Raw genomic sequence first — 20,613 nt, forward strand, 5'->3', positions numbered from 1 at the left:
ATGAATGAAAAATAATCAAACAATAAAAGAGGCTATCTTGGTATACATGAACGAGCAAGATCAAATGGCTTTTAAAGTAAAAGAACTAAGTGAAGGAATGAAGTTGGCTAGTTCAGCTGATTTCAAGATGCTCGTTTCAACTTTAGCTGAAATGGAGCGTGAAGGAACGATTTTTCTTAACAAAAAAGGTGAGTTTAAACTAGCTGAAAAAGCAGGTGTCTTATCTGGTATTTTTCGAGCAAGTGACCGTGGTTTTGGTTTTGTATCGATTGAAGACGAAGAAAATGATATTTACATTCCTAACAATCAGACAAACTTTGCGTTAGATGGAGATAATGTGGCAATAGAAATTACTCGTCCAGCAGAACCCTGGTTTGATAAAGGTGCTGAAGGCCGTGTTAAAGCGATTATTGAACGTAAATTCACTCAATTAGTCGGAGAGTTCTTTGCTTATACACAAGAAGGTATCGACGAGACAGGTCTATATGGTTATATTGAACCAAAAGATAAAAAGTTGACTGATTTTAGAGTATTCATTGAAGAAAAAGGGATTAAGCCAGTTGATGGAGCGATTGTTTTAGTGGAGCTAACATTGTATCCAGATAAAGAATACCCAAGAAGCATGCAAGGAATTGTTAAATCTGTCGTCGGACACAAAAATGATCCGGGTATTGATATTTTAACGATTGTCTATAAACATGGTATCCAAATTGAGTTTCCAGAAGAAGTAATGGCTCAAGCCAATGAAGTGCCTGATAAGATAACGGAAAAAGATATGGAAAATCGCCGTGACTTACGTGATGAAATCGTTGTGACAATCGATGGCGAAGACGCTAAAGATTTAGATGATGCAGTAACGGTTAAAAAATTAGCTAATGGTCACTTTAAATTAGGTGTTCATATTGCAGACGTTTCTTATTACGTAACCGAAGACAGCCCGTTAGATAAAGAGGCATTTGATCGTGCTACTAGTGTTTACTTAACCGATCGAGTGATTCCAATGCTGCCACATCGCTTATCAAACGGTATTTGTTCTTTGAATCCAAATGAAGACCGCTTGGCAATGAGTTGTGAGATGGAAATAGACTCAACGGGTAAAGTTGTGAATCATGATGTCTTCCAAAGTGTGATTCGTTCTTATCGCCGCATGAGTTATACACAAGTGAATCAAATTATTATGGATACAGATGAAACAGTACGCAAAGAAAACGCAGATATCGTTCCAATGTTCGAAGAGATGGCTGAGTTGCATAAGATTTTAGAAGGCAATAGAAAAACGCGTGGGGCAATTGATTTTGAATCTCCAGAAGCTAAGATCATTGTTGATCCTCAAGGACATCCGTTAGATATTGTTTTACGTGAAAGAGGGATTGGCGAGCGTATCATAGAGTCTTTCATGCTTGCAGCTAACGAAACCGTATCAGAACATTTTACACGTCTAAAAGTTCCTATGATTTATCGTGTCCACGAGCAACCAGATAGCGATCGGATGCAAAAATTCATGGAATTCGTTACGGCCTTTGGTATTTCTGTAAAAGGTCTAAGTGAAAATGTTTCACCAAAAAGTTTACAAAAAGTATTAAGAAGCGTTGCGGGTAAGCCTGAAGAAACAGTAATTTCAACGATGCTGTTGCGTAGTATGAAACAAGCTAAATATGATGTCGAACCTTTGGGTCATTATGGCTTAGCGGCTGACTATTATTCTCATTTTACGTCACCAATTAGACGCTACCCTGATTTAATTTTACACCGTTTGATTCGTTCATACAGTGAGAATGGTACGGGAGCAGATCAAAAAGATAAGTGGACTAGTCTTCTTCCTGATATTGCCATTCAAAGTTCTAAAATGGAACGCCGCGCTGTAGACGCTGAAAGAGAAACAGATGCACTGAAGAAAACAGAATATATGGTTGATAAAGTTGGCGAAACATTCACAGGAATTATTGGTTCAGTATTGAGATTTGGTTTATTCATCGAATTACCAAATACTGTTGAAGGTTTGGTTCATATTTCTAATATGAAAGATGACTATTACAACTATGTTGAAGAACAATTGATGTTAGTTGGTGAACGTACAGGGGTCGTCTACCGTATTGGCCAAAAGGTTACCATTAAAGTAACGAAAGCAAACCCTGAAACGCGCGAAATTGACTTTGAATTGATACCAGATCCTGATGCACCAAAAGCAGACTCTTTTGCACAATTGAAGAAAAGCAGCGACAAAGATAAAAAGAAATCAGGAAACCGTAAACCAGATAGACAAAAACAATCTAAAGGTCCGGTAAATAAAAAAACAAGCTATCCAGCTAAAGAGAGTAAGAATACTAGTTCTGATGATAAAAAGAAAAACAAACCGTTTTATAAAGATGTTGCTAAAAAAGGCAAACCTAAAAAGAAACGTAGTTAAGCAAGTAGGGAGGCAAAAAAATGCCCAAAGGAGAAGGGAAACTGCTGGCTCAAAATAGAAAAGCACGATTTGATTATACTATTTTAGACACAGTTGAAGCAGGAATGGTTTTAAAAGGAACAGAAATAAAATCTATTAGAGCAGCTCGAATAAACTTAAAAGATGGCTTTGCACGAGTTCGTAATGGAGAGATATTTTTACACAATGTTCATGTTAGCCCGTATGAGCAAGGCAATCAATTCAATCACGACCCTTTGCGTACGAGAAAATTACTAATGCATAAAAAGCAAATAGCTCGCCTAGAAAATGAGATGAAAGGGAGCGGAAATACTCTCGTTCCTTTGAAAGTTTACCTTAAGGATGGTTACGCTAAAGTATTAATTGGTGTAGCAAAAGGAAAGAAAAATTACGATAAACGAGAAGATCTAAAGCGTAAAGACCAAAAACGTGATTTAGCTAGATCAATGCGAGAAAGATAAAATAGAATAAGAGGAAAAGTAGTCTGGACATGTCACCATGTTTAGGCTACTTTTTATAAAATAAAGCTCTTTTAAAAAAGCTTTACAAGAGTGTTTTTGTTTCTCATTTGGTATACTTAGTAGATAATAAAAAGAAAGAAGGGTTCTTATGTCCGTTTATGAGTATTCAGCTACAGAAATCGGTGGAGAAGAAGTTTCACTTAGTAAATATCAAGGCAAGCCTTTATTGATTGTAAATACAGCTAGTAAGTGTGGTCTTGCTCCTCAGTTTGAAGGATTAGAAGCGTTGTATAAAAAATACAATGACCAAGGTTTTACAGTATTAGGTTTTCCATCAAACCAATTTATGAATCAGGAACCTCTTTCAAATGAAGAAATTGCAGGCCATTGTCAGATGACGTATAATGTCTCTTTTCCTTTACATGAAAAGATAAAAGTCAATGGAAACGAGGCTAGTCCTCTGTATAAGTATTTAGTTGAACAAACGGGCAATAAATTAATCAAGTGGAATTTCACTAAATTTCTTATTGGTAAAGATGGAGAAATTATTGAACGCTTTGGTTCGATGACTAAACCTGAAAAAATAGAGGATTCAATTATTGCAGCTTTGAATGCTGAATAGGTCTAAACGAATGGAATAAAGTTAAAAAGACATAAGATAACCTCTGAAGGTTCATCTTATGTCTTTTTAAGAAATTAAACTGGTTAGTTTTAGTTAGTTGATTTATGATAAGATAAACTGGTATACATAAAAATCTAAAAGGAGAATGAGGATGAGCAGTAAAAATAAATACTTAGATTTGTTAGCTAAAGAGTACCCGACAATCGGAGAAACAACAACCGAGATTATCAATTTAGAAGCCATCATGAATTTACCAAAAGGGACAGAGCATTTTTTGAGTGACATTCACGGAGAATATGATGCCTTTCAGCACGTTTTACGCAATGGCTCAGGAAATATCAAAGAAAAAATCAATGAAGTTTTTAGCGAACGCTTAAGTACCAAGGATAGAAATACGCTAGCGACATTAATTTACTATCCTGAAGAGAAAATAAAAAATTTAAGCGAAACAATAGACGAAATCCAAGAGATGGATGAGTGGTATCGTCTGACTTTATCTCGGTTAATTGAATTATGTGTCTACGTTGCTTCAAAATATACTAGTTCAAAAGTCCGAAAAGCCTTGCCTGTTGAATTTGCTTATATTATTGAAGAATTACTATCTAAAGATACTAGTTTTCCTAACAAAGAAGATTATTACAGTGAAATTATCCAAAGTATTCTTTCTTTAGATCGAGCTCCACAGTTTATCACCGCTATTTCTTATTTGATTCAACGTTTAGTGGTGGACCATTTACACGTTGTAGGAGATATTTACGACAGGGGTCCTTATCCTGATAAAATTATTGATACGTTGATGGATCATCATTCTGTTGATATACAGTGGGGAAATCACGATATTTTATGGATGGGAGCAGCTAGTGGCTCAGCGGTTTGCATTGCGAACGTACTCAGAATATCAGCTCGGTACAATAATCTTGAAATTATTGAAGATGCGTACGGTATTTCGCTGCGACAATTGCTAACGTTTGCGGAGATGACTTATACGCAAGAAGTAACAGAAGGATTTTATCCCAAAATTGATAAAGAAGAGATTGATTTTTTTGAAGAAGAAATTAGACAAATAACAAAGATGCACCAAGCGATTGCTATTATTCAATTTAAATTAGAAGGGACCATTATTAAAAGACAGCCAAATTTTAAAATGGATGATCGAATGCTTTTAGATAAAATTGACTATGAAAAAGGGACCATCTTGATAAATGGAAAAATCTATCCGCTAACAAATACGTACTTTCCGACAATTGATCCAGAGAATCCTTATCAACTAACCAAAGAAGAAGAAAGCATTGTAGATAGATTAATCTATGCCTTTAAAACAAGTGAACGACTTCAAAAACACATTTCTTATTTGTACAATAAAGGCAATATGTATTTGGCCTATAATGATAATTTATTATTCCATGGCTGTGTTCCTTTGAATGAAGATGGCAGTTTTATGCCATTTAAAATTCGAGAAAATACGTATAGTGGCAAAGCCTTATTGGATAAATTTGAAGAAGTACTTCGTAAGGGTTATTTGACTAGAGACAAAGAAAATAAAGAAAAGCATTTAGATATTATCTGGTATCTGTGGACTGGTGCAGCCTCTTCTCTTTTCGGGAAAAATCAAATGACAACGTTCGAACGGTATTATATCGAAGACAAAGAAACTCATGAAGAAAAGAAAAATGCTTATTATAATTTACGCAACGATGTCACGACGTGTGAAAATATCTTAGTTGAATTTGGGTTAGATCCGACTAAAGGCCATATTATTAATGGCCATACACCTGTCAAAGAAAAACGAGGAGAAGATCCGATTAAAGCAGATGGACGTATGATTGTTATTGATGGAGGCTTTTCTAAAGCCTATCAACACACAACAGGTCTAGCTGGTTATACCTTACTCTATAATTCATTTGGTATGCAATTAGTCTCTCATCAGCCATTTACTTCGGTTAAACACGCTATTGAAGATGAATTTGATATCATGTCTACAAGACGCGTCGTTGAACGCGAGATGGAACGCAAAAAAGTAAGAGAAACAGATACTGGTAGACGTCTCACAGAGCAAGTAAAAGATTTGAAGATTTTATTAACGGCTTATTACGAGGGAGAAATTCTTCAAAAAATTGAAAAGAAACCTTATTGACTAAACCTTACTGAATAGGCTCACTAGTCGACTATTTTTGGTACAATAGAAGATGAGTATAGGTAAAAGACAAGAAATGGTAAACAATTGGAGGAGATTTTTTTTGAGTAAAGGCTGCACATTTTATTTTGTTCGACATGGTGAAACGTATTTGAATTTGTATAGAAGAATGCAAGGATGGAGTAATATTCAATTGACTGAAAAAGGAAGCGAAGACGTTCGTAGAAGTGGAAAAGGTTTGGCAGATACTAAATTTGATGCAGTATACTCTAGTGATCTTAGTCGCACAATTGAAACAGCGGGTATTATTTTAGAAGAAAATAACGCTGCTGAAGAATTGACAATTCATGCTATGCCTGAATTAAGAGAAGTGTTTTTTGGTTCATTTGAAGCGCAAGGTGTTGATGAAGTAAAAGCTAGCATTAATGAAGCAATGGGCTATTCAAAAGCAAATGATTTTTGGTCAAATTCTACAGTCCCTGAGCAAATGGATGCAACAAAAAAAGCAGATCCTTATCATCATGCTGAAAATTATCTTGAATTTTGGACTCGGATTGAAAAAGGATTAATCGAGTTGATCAAGACGCATCGCGATACTGGCGATACGGTCCTAGTTGTTGCACACGGCAATACAATCCGTTATCTTTTAAACGGATTAGTACCTGAACTAGTGGATCCACAGCCATTATTAAATGCGAGTGTATCGAAAGTAAGGTATTCTGATGGCCTGTATCATTTAGAAAGCTACAACCAAGTAGATCATTTCAAAGACTTATAAAAGAGTGGATGAATTTTAAAGGAGATAACAAACGTGAAACCAAAATCTTTTGTGTTTTTTGATCTAGACGGTACATTATTAAATGAAAAATCAAAAGTGGAACCTGAAGTAGTAAAAGCACTGAAAAGCATGCAAGCTAACGGACACATTCCTTTTATCGCAACCGGTCGTAGTCCGTTAGAAATTCAATTTATTTTAGAGTCAACACCAATTGATTCTTTCATTGCTCTAAATGGTCAATATATTGTGTATCAAGGAAAAGAAGTATACCGTAGTAGCATTAAGAGAGAGACACTTGTACGTTTAAAACAGGCTACAAAAGAACGAGATTTTGCTCTATCCTTTTATACAGCTAATAAAATAAGAACAACTAAGCAAACAACTGCTTTAAATGACGCGTACGCATTTATTGACGCACCTGTTCCATTACTAGATCCTTCTTTACATTTAAGAGAAGAAATACTAATGGCGTTGATTCTGAGTACAAACAAAGCAGAAGATGCTTATTTTAAAGAGCACTTTCCAGAATTATCTTTTTATCGCAATACACCCTATAGTATAGATACTATCCCAAAAGGAAATTCTAAAGCTACAGGTATTATAGAGTTAATGAAGAAAATGGCTTTAGAGGGCCTTCCAACCTATGCATTTGGAGATGGTTCTAACGATATAGAAATGCTAGAACACGTTGATTATAGTATTGCAATGGGCAATGGATTGCCTATTTTGAAGAAGCAAGCCAGTTACGTTACTTCCGATAATACTAAAGGTGGCATTATTGAAGGGTTATCCTATTATAATTTAATTTAATAGAAGGATAAGTAGGTCCTTTATCTCATAGTAAAAAATACAATACACAAGTCATTTAATAGAGTAGCTTATTTACTCCGTTTTTTTGTGTTTTCTTCACATATAATCTCTTCTCATTATAAGAGTAAAGAGTCTAACTCAATGCTTACTTGTTTAAATGGAACAAATGATAGTGCAGTGTTTTAGCTTATTTGCACAATGTAATTAGAATAAAAAGTGCTTACAATGAAAGACATGACGAATGACTTGAAAAATAATATGAGCTTATTTTTAATAAGCTTGCCTAAAGGGGGGAATAAAACGGATAAGTGTCAGACAAAAAAGCAGATTTTTATCTATTCTTTTTTACCACTCGTAGCTTAACACATTAGTTTCTACGAGAGATTAGACTATGTCTGGTCAAAAAACTAGAACTACAATCTAAAAATAAAATGGAAAGTAGGCTAACCAATGACTGAAATAGAGATGGTTAAGGTAACAGAAAAAGACTTGCATCAATTGATTCAAACGAAACTTGAAAAAGCGGGACTTTCTAAAGAACACGCTAATGGAGTTGCGGAGACACTTGTTTTTGCAGATGCACATGGGATTCATTCCCACGGAGCAGTTCGTGTAGATTACTACGCTGAACGAATCTCAAAAGGTGGCAGCAATGTTACTCCTAATTTTAAATTTAATCAAACAGGTCCAAGTACGGGAGTTTTTGAAGCAGATAATGGTGTAGGCCATGTAGCTGCGAATGAAGCTTTAAAAGAAGGTATAAAGTTAGCTAAAGAGACAGGTATTGGAGTCGTTGGTGTTCATCAAATGGGCCATAGTGGTACAATGGCATACTTTGTAGAACAAGCAGCAAACCAAGATCTAATCGCTTTATCTGTCTGTCAATCAGATCCAATGGTTGTTCCATTTGGTGGATCAGAACCTTATTTTGGAACAAATCCGATTGCATTTGCTGCACCTAGAGCAGGACACAAGCCAGTTGTTTTTGATATGGCAACAACGGTTCAAGCGTGGGGAAAAATCTTAGATGCACGATCACGTAATGTAGCTATCCCAGATACTTGGGCAGTCGATGGAAATGGAGCACCAACAACAGACCCACATAACGTTAAAGGATTATTGCCAATTGCCGGACCAAAAGGTTATGGGTTAATGATGATGGTCGATATTTTATCTGGTACATTATTAGGGCTACCATTTGGTAAAAATGTTTCCTCTATGTACACAGATATTACAGCTGGTCGTAATTTAGGACAGTTGCATATTTTAATCAATCCAAGTTTTTTCACTGATTTAACAGAGTTTAAAGAAAATATCAACAAAATGGTAAAAGAGCTACATGCAGTTAAACCAGCTAAAGGTTTTGATCACGTTCTTTACCCGGGTGAGTTATCGACTATTGTTGCAAAAAAATATTTAGAAGATGGCATTCCCATTGTTAAAGAAATTTATGATTATTTGAAAAGCGAGACCATTCATTTTGATAATTACGACAAAGCAGATGCGTTTGGTGAAAAATAAGAAGGACCATTTTTTAATTTAATGCACTAAATACTCTTTTTATAGATAAATAGATAGACGCAATTATTTTAAGCAAGATCATAGATATGGAGGAATTCAAAAATGGAACAATCAACTAAAACAAAGCCTAGAGTAGTTAATGGCGCAACATATGTATCAGATAAATATTGGTGGAAAACAGTTGCCCTTTTCTTCTTCGGATGGGTATTAATGTATGCAGATAGAACAATTTTAAACCCTATCATGCCGCAAATTGCTAAAGAATTTGATTTAAGCAATGCACAATTAGGTTTAGTAAGTAGTGTTTTCTTCTTAACTTACGCAATTACACAAATTCCATTTGGAGTAATCGGCGATAAGTATGGTAGAAAAATGGTTATTGCTATCGGTTTTGTTTTCATGGGAATCGCAACTTTATTTAGTGGAATCGTTTCAGGTTTCGGTATGTTTATGATTTTCAGAGCTCTTACAGGTGCAGGTCAAGGTTCATACTACGGTCCACAATATGCCCTATCAACTGAAGCTATTCCAACAAAGAACTTGACACTTGGAAATGCTATCATCAATAGTGGTATGGCGTTAGGTACTTCTGCTGGATTCTTAATTTCAAGTAAATTAGTTTTAGAAAATGGCGAGCACTGGACATTACCATTTAAAATTATGGCCATTCCAACGGTTATCGTAGGTTTATTATTCTTCTTCCTTCTAAAAGAAAAAGTTGTCCGTCCAGAAGATCAAAAAGCTGCTGATGATACAGCCGGCGACAATGATCCTGCTGAAGCTGTTAAAAAAGTATCTTTAGGTGCTATCTTTAGAAATCGTAACCTTGTATTGACATTTGTTTTATGTTTTACGTCTCTTTACGGATTCTTTGTAGTATTGACATGGTTGCCACAATTTTTACAAGTTGAACGTGGATTCGAAGGAACAAGCGTTGGTTTTATTTCTTCTTTAGTTCCTTGGGCTTCTATCCCTGGAGCATTATTATTTGCTCGTTTGTCAGATAAATACAAACGTACAAAAATATTTGTCTATACGTTAGTTCCTGTAGCAATGGTTTCTATTTTTGCTATCGCTTTTGTAGAAAACCGTACATTGTTAATCGTTGCTTTAATTGCTTATGGTTTAACAGGTAAATTAGCATTAGACCCTATTTTAGTCGCCTTTGTTGCTAAAAATGCACCAAAAGGTTCTCTATCTACTGCTTTAAGTGCTTATAACTTTATCGGTATGTCTAGTTCAATTATTGCTCCTTTCTTAACAGGTTGGATCACAGACCAATTTGGTTCAATGCAATTAGGTTTCTATCTAGCTGCTGCACTATTAGTAGTCGGAATGATTGTCTTTAGCTTCGTTAAAGAGGATGAAGTCGCTGCTTTTAATTAAAAAGCCACATTGATTTAAAGATAAACTCCTTCATTTTTTGAAGGGGTTTATTTTTTATTATTCTTTATTAGAAGTAGAATACAAGTATTTAGTAGTTTTTATTTTAACTTAATTGAATGTATGGTATACTGGCAAGTGAGAGTTAATCAGTAATGGATTCAAGAAGTAACTTTACATTCTCTGTATACACTTCCCATTCGGGGGCGTTACGGATTCGACAGGTATAGGTCGAGCTTGGGTTGCGCTTCGTAGGTTACGTCTACGTTAAAACGTTACAGTTAAAATAACTGCTAAAAACAATAATAACTCTTACGCTTTAGCTGCGTAATAACAGCTTAGTGTAGATCCTCTCGGCATCACCCATGTGCTCGAGCAAGGGTCCTATAATTAGTGGGATACGCTAAAACTTTCCGTCTGTAAGTTTTAGAAGAGATTATCAGACTAGCAAAGTATGATGCCGGTTGTGTGGCTGATACAAAGCGAATCTTTAAGTAACATAGCTATGAGCGTAGACATCTAGGTGCCGATATATTTGGACGCGGGTTCGACTCCCGCCGTCTCCATATTAGTTAGTAAATAAAGCTAGTAGAACGTTGATACGAAAGTATCGTTAAAACGTTTTACTAGCTTTATTTTTTTATGCTACGTGTATTAGATAAGAGCTCATTAGGATAAATAGACTAGTACAGATAAAAACCCCTTCTAGAAAACAGATAGTTTTCTAGAAGGGGTTTTTATTAGCTAAATGAATGATTCAACTTTATTTATGCTTCTTTCTTTTTGAAAACCATGAAACCAATTGCACTAGCTGTAACTAGCATAGCGATAAGAAGCGGTGTGCTGCTCTCAAGACCTGTCTTTGCAACTGTTTCTTCTTTCATTGTAACGTCTTGTAATGCGAAGTTTGAAGGAACTAATACTGTGTCAATAACGTGAACAACACCATTTGTTGCTTCAATATCTGTTGTAGTAATCATAGATTTGTTAACCATTGGATCTGCTGAAAGATCAAATGTCAACTCTTCTCCATTAACTGTTGGAGCTTTCATTCCATCAGTTAAATCGCCAGCTAATACTTTTCCTGAAACAACGTGGTACGTAAGAACTTTTGCCAAATCAGGCTGTGCTAATAATTCATCTGCAGTAATATCTAAATCCATTAATAACTTTTCAAATGCAGCGTTAGTTGGTGCAAATACGGTGAAAGGACCGTCTCCTTTAAGCGTGTCAACAAGTTCTGCTTTTTGGAGAGCTGAAACAAGGATACTGAAATCTGGGTTACTGAGGGCGATACCTACGATATCTTCTGTAGGTTCTGCTGCGTTAGCAGTTGCGGCAAAAATTGGCGATAGCAACAATAGAGTGACAAGGGAAAAGGCAATCTTCGAAATCTTGTTCATTTTTTCCATCTCCTTTTGTGACAGAGTTTATATTTTGTTATCTCTGTCTACATAAGTTATACTACCATTATGCTGGAACCGCTGTCAAAATAAATGAACTCAAAGATAAAAAATAAAAAATGGAGGAATCTATATGAAAAAAAAGTATGGACTCATGATTTTATCCAGCCTACTGTTAGTACAAATCTTTTATTATTACAATGTGGTATCTGCTCAACGCAAAGACGTTAAGGTACCAGAAAGTGCTCTAGTGCAACCAACTGTTAAAGATAAAGAAGACAAAAAAATAACTACTCCCATTGCAACTACTGAAGAAAGCCGCTCCTTTGTAAAAAATGAAGCAACAAAGTATTATGATATGAATTCGGATTACATGGGGTGGCTAACTATAGCAGACACAGCTATTGATTATCCAGTTGTCAGAGGAGCAGATAATGATTATTATTTAAAGCATAATTTTTATAAAGAAGAAGATGTTTTAGGCACAGTTTTTATGGATTATCGAAATGCAGGTATGGGTCTAGATAAACACACCATTCTCTATGGACATTACGCTAAATACGGTCAGATGTTTAAAGATTTAGATCGTTACCTTTCAGAAGATTTTTTATCTGAACAGTCTGAATTTATCTTTAGTGACCCTTTTACAAAAAGAACCTATAAAATCTTTTCAGTACATCCTTCTGATGCAAATGCCGATTTTATTGATGTTACATTTGAAGACAATGAATTTAGTGATTTTATTGATACGCTAAAAAATGAGTCTATTTTCTCATTAGATACACCAGTTTCTGCAAAAGACACTATACTAACACTAGTTACTTGTAATTATGACGTTAATGATGGTAGACTTTTCATTCACGCAGTTGAACTAACAGACTAGATTAGGCAGTCAAAATAAAGTCGTGTTTCTAAAAAAACGATTGCATTTTGTCAAATATATCGATTTATTTTTATCTTTAATAGCAAGACTTAGAAAGACTATTCTTTTATCAGTTAATCTTTATCTTTAGAATAAAATTTTTTTTGAAAAGAGGGTTATTATGGATACATCGGTATTAAAGGTTTCTAATCTAACAAAAAAAATCAAGAAAACTCAAATCATAAAAGAAGTTAGTTTTGATATTAAAGAGGGTGAAATTTTAGGGTTTTTGGGACCAAATGGCTCTGGAAAAACAACAACCTTACGAATGATCGTCGGCTTAACAAAACCGACTTCAGGAGAGATAACAATCTGTGGACAGTCTATTGAAAAAGACTTTGTAAAAGCAATGTCTAATGTAGGGTGCATCATAGAAGGCCCTGATCTTTATGACTACATGAGTGGGTATAAAAACCTTGAATTACTAGGAAGTATGTCAAAAAATGTAACGAAAAAAGATATCGATGAAGCTGTAGCATTGGTTGGGATGCAAGGACGCATCCATGACAAAGTAGCTATTTACTCTATGGGAATGAAACAAAGAGTAGGTCTAGCTCAAGCTTTGATTCACAAACCTAATTTATTGATTTTAGATGAACCGACAAACGGACTTGATCCTCAAGGAATACATGAGTTTAGAGAAATCGTAAAAAAACTAGCTAAAGAAAAAGGTATTGCCGTTTTAATTTCTTCACATTTAATTAGTGAAGTTCAATTGATGTGTGACCGAGTGAGTATCATAAATAATGGAACAATTATTAGAAATGCCTCAATCGATGAAGTTTTATCAACGGGTGAAGTTGTTTGGACTGTAGATAACCCTGAAAAAGTGCAAGTAGTTCTCAAAAAAAGATTTGAGATTGATTCAACGATTAACGGAAATGAGCTAACCGCACTCGTTGATGTAGAAAAGCTCTTAAAAATAAATAGAACTTTGTTTGATCTAGGTTTTGAGATTAAGTATGTTGAAAATAAAAAGAGAACATTGGAAGACCTCTTTTTGACACTGACAGATAAACATAAAATTGGGTAAAGGGGTGATAATATGATTTCGTTAGTCCAAAATGAGATAACAAAAATTTTACTAAAGAAAAAAATGATTCTGATTGTTCTTTTACTTTTGATTTTCATCAGCTTGCTCGCCTATGGACAAAAATATTCTTATGATCAAAATATCCAAAAGTTTGAGGCAGAATCCGGCGGGGTAGAATACGATTGGAGAAGCTTGACCGCTCAAAGACTAGATGATCTTGAAGAGCGTAGTGCTAATGAATTTATTCCAAAAGAAGTTAGAGCATCTGTTGATAGAGAAATTCAACAATTAACTTATTTTATTGAGAATGACATTAACCCTATTACTCCAACGGCGTCTAAATTCAATGTTCAATTTGTGGAACAAGGTATCCTTCTTTTTATTCCTCTTTTAGTTGTCATTTTAGCTGCAGATTTAGTTTCAAGTGAATTTTCTAATAAAACAATTAAAATCTTACTCACAAGGGCTGTTCCTAGATGGAAAATATTATTAAGTAAGTATATTGCCCTCGTTATGATGACGACAATCTTGGTTTTTATTATTGGTATTTTATCTACGTTAATCTCCTATTTGTTTTTTCAACAATGGGGCTTTAGTGAGCCAATCGTAACAGGCTTTAGTCTAGTTAATGGTGAGTTAAATGCAAATTCAACTATATTAATCTCTCGATTCCAATACACACTGTTGATTTACTCTTTATTGTGGTTTGTGTCTACAGTCGTAGCATCTATCACATTGTTGATATCGGTTGTAGTTGATAACAGTTCATCAGCGATAGGGATATTGATGGCCTCTTTAATTGGTGGACAATTTTTACAATTCTTCTTATCCGAATGGGAGTTAGTGAAGTATTTCTTTGTAACCAACTTAGATCTTACTCGCTATTTAACCGGATCTTATCAACTGATTGAAGGGATGAGCTTAAATTTTTCTATCCTAATACTAAGCGCTTGGGCTTTATTGTCGTTAATTATTAGTTTTATTGTCTTTAACCGCAAAGATATCCTCGTTTAAATCGATTATTAAGGAGAATTAGTATGTTTAAAAAAGTGATTTGGCCACTAATAGCAGTTAGTTCGTTAGTTTTATCTATTATTTTTATAGTGGGATTTGCTACCTCGGTAAATGTTAGTAAAAGTGGAGAAGAAAATGAAACAGAAAAACCAATGGAAAGTATGCAGGGTTTACCTGGAGAAAAGGAAAACAGACCAGCAGATTCTTCTGAAATTCTTATTCTTGGTGATTCGATAGGCTTCGGAATAGGGGACGAAGAAGAACGAGGGATAGGGGGAAGGTACCTAGATTTAATCACTCAAGAAGGGGATGAAGAAAAAGCTATTAAAAACAGTTCAATTCCTGGTTATGAAAGTGCGGATTTAGTAAAATTGATTAAAAGTGGAGAAAATAATGCCAGTATTTCAGGCGCAAGTTTAATCATTCTTTCTATTGGCGGGAACGATTTGAATCGTTTAGAGTATGAAGATAGTGTAACGTTGACTCTTGCCTTCCAAGAGGCGCTTGAGAGCTACAAAGAAAACTTATTAACAGTAACAAAAGAAATTAGAGCAATCAATCCTGATGCACAGTTAGCGTTTATAGGGTTGTATAATCCTTATAGCGAAGAAGAACCAGAAAAAGCAACCTTTCTTTTAGAATGGAATTACGAAACACGTTTAATTGTAAATTCAACAGTCAAGTTTGCTTATATACCCACGTATGAATTATTTGAATACCATTTAGATGAGTATCTTTCTGTAGATGAATTTCATCCAAGTGGAATGGGTTATCAAGTTATAGCAGAAGAGCTCAATAAAATAATAAACAATTAAAAAATTGCTAGTTAGAATAGAATATAAACAGTCAGTTATAATTTTAAAAAATAGAAAGGAAAGAGCATATGAAATATTTTAAGTTTGTCTATTATCTTTGTGCACTAGCAATGATTTTATCTTTAGGAAATGTCTTTATAAATGGCGATTTTTCAATAGAAGGTCCAGCGTTATTAAGCAACAATTGGGGAATCATGTCGATAGTCGATCTTTTTGCAGGAATCTTAGTCTTTTCAACATGGATTGTATTTAGAGAAGACAATCCGTTAGTAATAGGTGTATTGATTGTTTTAATGGGACTATTTGGTTTCTTGACAGCAAGTTTGTATATCTTATTCAACTTATACAAAGCCAATGGCGATTGGGCGAAATTTTTCTTGGGTAATAAAAGAAAAGCGGTAACTGAAAAATGGGCTGCTCCAAAAAAAGATTAGTTTTAACCCAAGACGTGTAAAAGTAAAATAGAATGACTAAATGATAGACTTATTAAGGGGTGATACTATCTTTACATTAGGAAGAAACATGGATTTTAGTTACAGAACCAATCAACTCATAGCTATCTTGTCAGTAGTCGTAGCGGCTATAGGCTGGATTCTAATAGGAGATATTTCATCAGGACTCTACGTGGGAGGGGGAGTCTTTTTGACTTGGTCTCTCTCTAGAGATCTTGACCCGAAGCATGCTTACTCAGCATTTTTAGCAGCTGCTTTTGCTATTTTGAATGTATTTTATTATGAAACGATTCAACTGTTAGTCATTTTTTGGATTATTCTACTTATCAGAATAGTCAATAACATAACAGGTAAAAGCCAAACTTTTTTTGATTTATTTTCAGTATTAGGACTAAGCATTTATTTGTCTTTTACTAATGAAAATAGCCTTTATTTACTTGTTTATCTCTTAGCAATGGCGTTAATTTTAGTAGATAAACAAAAAAGTAAGAAGGTTCTATTCGTTAGTGGAATTAGTCTTGGATTATTTATAATAGAGACCTTTTTTATGGGGTATTTAACGTTTAATTACAGAGAATATTTAAGCCCTATTCATGTCGTTAGCCTTATTTTACTAGGGCTGTCGTTCGTTTTGTTTTGGTTTTTATCAAAAGAAAAAGCTGAAGACGATAAAGGCCATCCCGTAAAGAGATACGAATTACTAGCGGGTCAATTTTTATATAGTGTGACTATCCTATTGTTGTTTTTATTTAGTCCATTAGCGATCAACAATTTAATTATCTATCTTTCAGTAATAGTAGGGGTAGGCTGTTACTTTATTGGATGTAAGCTATTAAAAAGAGGGTAGACTATTTTTAAGTTTAACAAGTTGATTTAGTAAGTATGAAATAAAACTTGAGTGGATACAAAGTGTAAAAAAGATAAAGAAATAAAAAATGCATATAGACTTTAAGAAAGTGGATAGTCGACTCTTTCGTATAGTCTAATGCGTGTTTACTACTTAAGATGGAGGAAAAGAAATGACTAATCCGATAGAAACATTGCAACAATTTATTAACGAAGCTGAACACATTACTTTTTTCGGTGGAGCAGGAGTATCAACCGAGAGTGGACTACCGGATTATCGTTCTGATGATGGGGCTTACACAGAATTAGAAAGACAAAAGTTAGATCCTAGAAGGGTTATGAGCAAACGGTACTTGATAAACTCACCCGAAAAATTTTTCAATCAACCAAATAAAAATAAAAAATGGATAAAACCTGAACCCAATGCTGCTCACCTTTATTTAGCCGCCTTAGAAAACAAGCCAAAGGATGTTCGCATTATCACCCAAAACGTTGATCGGTTGCATCAAACAGCGGGAAGCAAATTAGTTGTTGAATTACATGGCAATAATCGTCACTTTCATTGCATGGTTTGTGGTCGTGAATATAAGCCCAAAGAAATCCAAAAAGATGAGCAAAATATTCCGAGATGTCCAATTGACAATGGTATTATTCGAGCAGATGTTGTTTTATTTGGCGAAAATATCAAACCAGAAGTTCTAGCGAGGGCAAAGGAACTGATAGCCAGTTCCGATTTACTGATTATTGCTGGAACATCTTTGACTGTTCATCCGGCTAAAAATTTGATTCATTATTTTACTGGTAAACGAGTTGTTGTTATTAACAAAACGCCTCTAAAAATTGATTTGCCAATTGATTTGGTTATTCAAGAAGCTGTTGGAGAAACGTTTAAAAAATTATCTGTTTAAAATAAAAAAGACCTATCAGGTCTTTTTTACTTTAAAGGATAAGACTAGCATTGGTACACAGCCATTGCAGCAAGAACACCTTTGCCAACAGTGATTTGCGCGTTGTTGACAAGTAGCGAGGCTTCTAAGGCCGCTAAGGTTAATAAAACATTTTCCTTGCGGCTACTGTAGCCTAGATTGCCGATACGCCAAGCTTTTCCTACAAGAGGGCCAAAAGACCCTGCTATTTCAACACCAAAATTAGTTAGTAAGGTCGAACGTACTGCAGCTTCATCGACTCCTTCAGGAACTTCCACACAAGTTACAGTCGGTAATTTTGTTTCAGGATTTCCAAAAATAATTAACCCCATAGCTTCTAGTCCAGCAATCAGCGCTTGTTCGTTTAGTTTATGACGTAAAAAACTTTCAATTAGACCTTCTTCTTGAACAAGTCGCAACTCTTCATGGAGAGCGTAAATCATAGAAGTCGCTTCTGTATGATGGTTAAGTCCTTCCATACTCCAGTAGCGTTGGATTTGGCTTAAATCTAAGTAATTACTCTTGATAAAGCGGTGATTTCGGATTTTGGGTTCTAAACCTAATTCTTTTTGGTAGCGAGAAGTCAAAAGTTGCTCAACTCGTTCGTTGTAAGTAATAAGAGATAGACCAGCTGGAACACTCAATCCTTTTTGTGTCCCACCAATAGCGATATCAATTCCCCACTTATCCACTTCAACAGGAGTGCTAGCAAGTGTTGCAACCACATCGACAATAAAAAAAACGTCGTTGTCTTTGCAGTATTGACCAATTTCTTCTAATTCTTGCATTTGTCCAGTAGAAGTTTCCCCGTGAACAAGGGCTAAAACTTTAGGTTGATATTCTTTAATAGCAGCAATCACTTCGCCAGGTTCAAACGTCTGCCCCCACTCTTTTTCAAGCATCTTAACTTCTGCTCCTGCGCGTTCAGCTAATTCAACTAGCAAATAAGAAAATCGTCCAAAAGCTGGAATTAATACTCGATCTCCTTCTTCGACTAATCCTAACATAGCCGCTTCGATTCCTGAGCGTGCTGTTCCATCAATAGCAAATGTGTTTGTATTTTTTGTTCTGAACGTATTTTTTAACAAGTGTGAAACGTCGTCCATAATGTCTCTAAATACAGGATCATATTGTCCTAAAATAGGCATACTCATCGCTCTTAAAACACGAGGACTTACCTCGACAGGTCCTGGAGTCATAATAATTCTTTTTGGGATAGCGAACTCATTCATAATAAAAAACTCCTCCTTCTATTTTTTATGATTTGAATTCTTTATTTACTAGTGTATAGTACAGTAAGTATCACTATCATTATCTAAACTAGCTAAAGCCCATATTATCTTTAGTGCAAAACATCCAAAAAATAACCAATGATAACTTATCTTATCAGATTGTATCTAAGCATGGGGGAAACTAAATGACGACTCTTAAAGCTATATTAGACTTACCAAGTTTTTCCACTATTCAAGTTTTAAATAAACAAGCAGATTTATCCAGAGAAGTCTATACCATTGAAATATCTGAGACACCCGATGTTGCAGTGTATTTACCTAAACATACATTATTGTTAACAACAGCGATGGCTTTTAAAGACGATCCCAAAAAATTATGCGCCTTTATTCAATCATTAAATGACTTACCAGTAGCTGGTCTTGGAATCAAGCTGGGAAGATTCATTAGTAAATTAGATGAAGAAGTGATTGCTTTTGCGGATAAGTTGAATTTTCCGTTGTTACAAATTCCGAGTACGGTAGGGCTAGGCAGAATCTCTCATCAATTGCTTTCTTATGTTTGGGATCAGCAAACGGATAAATTATATTATGCACTTGATATTCAAAAGAAATTTTCTAACTTGATGATCAAAGGAGCAGACCTAAAAATATTGATTAGTCATTTAGGGACAATTTTAAAACGGCCAGTTATGATGGTTAATCCTTTTACAGAAATTATTGCTGAATCAAAACATTTTCAACAACACTTGAGTTTGGCTAATTATGATCATCAACAATTGATACCCCATTTGAAAAAAATCCAGGATACGAATAAAGAATCAACGTTTCTCTTTGAAATAGACAAGGACAACAAGTTGCTTGTTTCTGTCTTTCCAATTAAAATAAATGCTTATTTTCCTTATTTATTGGTTATTTTCAAAGCGGATCAGATTCCTTATCCTTTTTCTCAATTTGCTATAGAACAAGCTAATACAGTTCTTTTACACACTCTTTATAAGAATCTGAAAATAAGAGAAAGCAAGTTGCAATTAAGGGAAACATTCTTTTCTCAATTAACCAAAAAAACAAATCAAAATGAAAAAACAGTGATGAATTGGTTAGATTACGGAAAAGATTATGGCTTAATCCAGTCAACAAATTATAAGATTATTATTGTTCATTTTGAAAATAGTGAATGGAATACAATCAGTAATGAGCTGGAAACAGATCAATACCATTTGACGTATGAATGGTTAGAAAAACAATTAGCCAATCATTTTGAAGGAGCATTGTTGTTTCCAATTAAAGATAGCATTCATTATGGCATTCTTTTGCAAGAACCTGAATATAAATTAAAGAATAAACTGTGTCTTATTCATCGCCAGTTGCAAGAAAAATTACCCATTGCCCTTCATTTTTCAATAGGCAATGAAGTAAACGATATAAATTCTATTTATTTTTCTTACCAAGAAGCATTAGCGACATGTAAAACGGTAATGAACACGGACTCTCTTGAAATCGTTCATTATTATCAAACAAAAGGGTTTAATCAATTAATTGAGCATACACCTTTAGCACAAGTAGAACATTTTTGTATCACAACCTTGAAAAAATTAGCTTATCCAATTAGTGAGATGGATAAAGAACTAAGAAAAACATTAAAAGTTTATTTAGAATCTCAATGTGATATTACACTAACGGCGAAACTATTATTTATTCATCGCAATACGGTTAAATACCGAATTGTTAAATGTGAAGAAATTTATAAAACGCCTATTAATGATCCAACCTTATCCTTAAAACTTAGATTAGCTTTGGAACTTTCAGACGATACCACTCTAAATTAAATAAAGACTA

General features: G+C 34.6%; 18 protein-coding genes and 1 other RNA gene. 17 read left to right on the forward strand and 2 right to left on the reverse strand.

Translation table 11 applies throughout. The features are described from left to right. The first annotated feature begins 4 nt into the window (after window positions 1-4). From rnr to ssrA, 9 genes are all read left to right on the forward strand, one after another. Complete coding sequence (gene rnr / locus ACMHYH_RS01805) at window positions 5-2,407, forward strand: ribonuclease R (RefSeq protein ID WP_414839695.1); 2,403 nt, start codon at window positions 5-7, stop codon at window positions 2,405-2,407. A 20-nt stretch (window positions 2,408-2,427) separates the two neighbouring features. Further along, window positions 2,428-2,886: an SsrA-binding protein SmpB gene (smpB, locus tag ACMHYH_RS01810; RefSeq protein ID WP_414839696.1), complete on the forward strand. Its 459-nt coding sequence runs from the start codon at window positions 2,428-2,430 to the stop codon at window positions 2,884-2,886. Window positions 2,887-3,034: 148 nt separating this feature from the next. After that, window positions 3,035-3,508, forward strand: coding sequence for a glutathione peroxidase (locus ACMHYH_RS01815; protein WP_414839697.1), 474 nt, complete (start codon window positions 3,035-3,037; stop codon window positions 3,506-3,508). 151 nt (window positions 3,509-3,659) lie between these two features. Further along, window positions 3,660-5,642: a fructose-1,6-bisphosphatase gene (locus ACMHYH_RS01820; RefSeq protein WP_414839698.1), complete on the forward strand. Its 1,983-nt coding sequence runs from the start codon at window positions 3,660-3,662 to the stop codon at window positions 5,640-5,642. Between the two features lie 103 nt (window positions 5,643-5,745). Next, window positions 5,746-6,420: a histidine phosphatase family protein gene (locus tag ACMHYH_RS01825; RefSeq protein ID WP_414839699.1), complete on the forward strand. Its 675-nt coding sequence runs from the start codon at window positions 5,746-5,748 to the stop codon at window positions 6,418-6,420. A gap of 33 nt (window positions 6,421-6,453) precedes the next feature. Continuing rightward, on the forward strand, window positions 6,454-7,230 hold the full coding sequence (locus ACMHYH_RS01830; protein ID WP_414839700.1) for a Cof-type HAD-IIB family hydrolase: 777 nt from the start codon (window positions 6,454-6,456) through the stop codon (window positions 7,228-7,230). 450 nt (window positions 7,231-7,680) lie between these two features. Beyond that, complete coding sequence (gene allD, locus ACMHYH_RS01835; protein ID WP_414839701.1) at window positions 7,681-8,751, forward strand: ureidoglycolate dehydrogenase; 1,071 nt, start codon at window positions 7,681-7,683, stop codon at window positions 8,749-8,751. A 102-nt stretch (window positions 8,752-8,853) separates the two neighbouring features. Next, window positions 8,854-10,137: an MFS transporter gene (locus ACMHYH_RS01840; protein ID WP_414839702.1), complete on the forward strand. Its 1,284-nt coding sequence runs from the start codon at window positions 8,854-8,856 to the stop codon at window positions 10,135-10,137. A 199-nt stretch (window positions 10,138-10,336) separates the two neighbouring features. Beyond that, window positions 10,337-10,703: a transfer-messenger RNA gene (gene ssrA / locus ACMHYH_RS01845) on the forward strand. A 198-nt stretch (window positions 10,704-10,901) separates the two neighbouring features. On the opposite strand, the gene ACMHYH_RS01850 is transcribed toward ssrA, so the two are convergent. Then, window positions 10,902-11,537 (reverse strand): fasciclin domain-containing protein, encoded by a 636-nt coding sequence (locus ACMHYH_RS01850; protein ID WP_414839703.1) that lies wholly within the window; start codon window positions 11,535-11,537, stop codon window positions 10,902-10,904. Between the two features lie 133 nt (window positions 11,538-11,670). On the opposite strand from ACMHYH_RS01850, the gene srtB reads away from it, so the two are divergent. The 7 genes from srtB to ACMHYH_RS01885 all read left to right on the forward strand — a co-directional run bounded on the left by srtB (window position 11,671) and on the right by ACMHYH_RS01885 (window position 17,527). Then, window positions 11,671-12,420: a class B sortase gene (srtB, locus tag ACMHYH_RS01855; protein WP_414839704.1), complete on the forward strand. Its 750-nt coding sequence runs from the start codon at window positions 11,671-11,673 to the stop codon at window positions 12,418-12,420. A 160-nt stretch (window positions 12,421-12,580) separates the two neighbouring features. Beyond that, window positions 12,581-13,492 carry an ABC transporter ATP-binding protein gene (locus ACMHYH_RS01860; RefSeq protein WP_414839705.1) on the forward strand — a complete coding sequence of 304 codons (912 nt, stop codon included), beginning with the start codon at window positions 12,581-12,583 and terminating at the stop codon, window positions 13,490-13,492. A gap of 12 nt (window positions 13,493-13,504) precedes the next feature. After that, on the forward strand, window positions 13,505-14,506 hold the full coding sequence (locus ACMHYH_RS01865; RefSeq protein WP_414839706.1) for an ABC transporter permease: 1,002 nt from the start codon (window positions 13,505-13,507) through the stop codon (window positions 14,504-14,506). Window positions 14,507-14,529: 23 nt separating this feature from the next. After that, window positions 14,530-15,321 carry a GDSL-type esterase/lipase family protein gene (locus tag ACMHYH_RS01870; protein WP_414839707.1) on the forward strand — a complete coding sequence of 264 codons (792 nt, stop codon included), beginning with the start codon at window positions 14,530-14,532 and terminating at the stop codon, window positions 15,319-15,321. Window positions 15,322-15,389: 68 nt separating this feature from the next. Next, the gene (locus ACMHYH_RS01875; protein WP_414839708.1) at window positions 15,390-15,755 is read left to right on the forward strand and encodes a hypothetical protein; all 366 of its coding nucleotides are present in this window, start codon (window positions 15,390-15,392) and stop codon (window positions 15,753-15,755) included. 40 nt (window positions 15,756-15,795) lie between these two features. Further along, on the forward strand, window positions 15,796-16,620 hold the full coding sequence (locus ACMHYH_RS01880; RefSeq protein WP_414839709.1) for a hypothetical protein: 825 nt from the start codon (window positions 15,796-15,798) through the stop codon (window positions 16,618-16,620). Window positions 16,621-16,792: 172 nt separating this feature from the next. Further along, window positions 16,793-17,527 carry an NAD-dependent protein deacylase gene (locus ACMHYH_RS01885; RefSeq protein ID WP_414839710.1) on the forward strand — a complete coding sequence of 245 codons (735 nt, stop codon included), beginning with the start codon at window positions 16,793-16,795 and terminating at the stop codon, window positions 17,525-17,527. A 44-nt stretch (window positions 17,528-17,571) separates the two neighbouring features. On the opposite strand, the gene ACMHYH_RS01890 is transcribed toward ACMHYH_RS01885, so the two are convergent. Continuing rightward, complete coding sequence (locus ACMHYH_RS01890; protein WP_414840327.1) at window positions 17,572-18,780, reverse strand: pyridoxal-phosphate-dependent aminotransferase family protein; 1,209 nt, start codon at window positions 18,778-18,780, stop codon at window positions 17,572-17,574. A 182-nt stretch (window positions 18,781-18,962) separates the two neighbouring features. Here ACMHYH_RS01890 and ACMHYH_RS01895 point away from each other — a divergent pair, with 182 nt between their 5' ends. Then, entirely contained in the window at window positions 18,963-20,603 is a 1,641-nt protein-coding gene (locus ACMHYH_RS01895; RefSeq protein ID WP_414839711.1) for a PucR family transcriptional regulator, read from the forward strand. Window positions 20,604-20,613: the final 10 nt, after the last annotated feature.

The organism is Carnobacterium sp. TMP28, assembly GCF_047553015.1.
Lineage (GTDB): Bacteria > Bacillota > Bacilli > Lactobacillales > Carnobacteriaceae > Carnobacterium_A.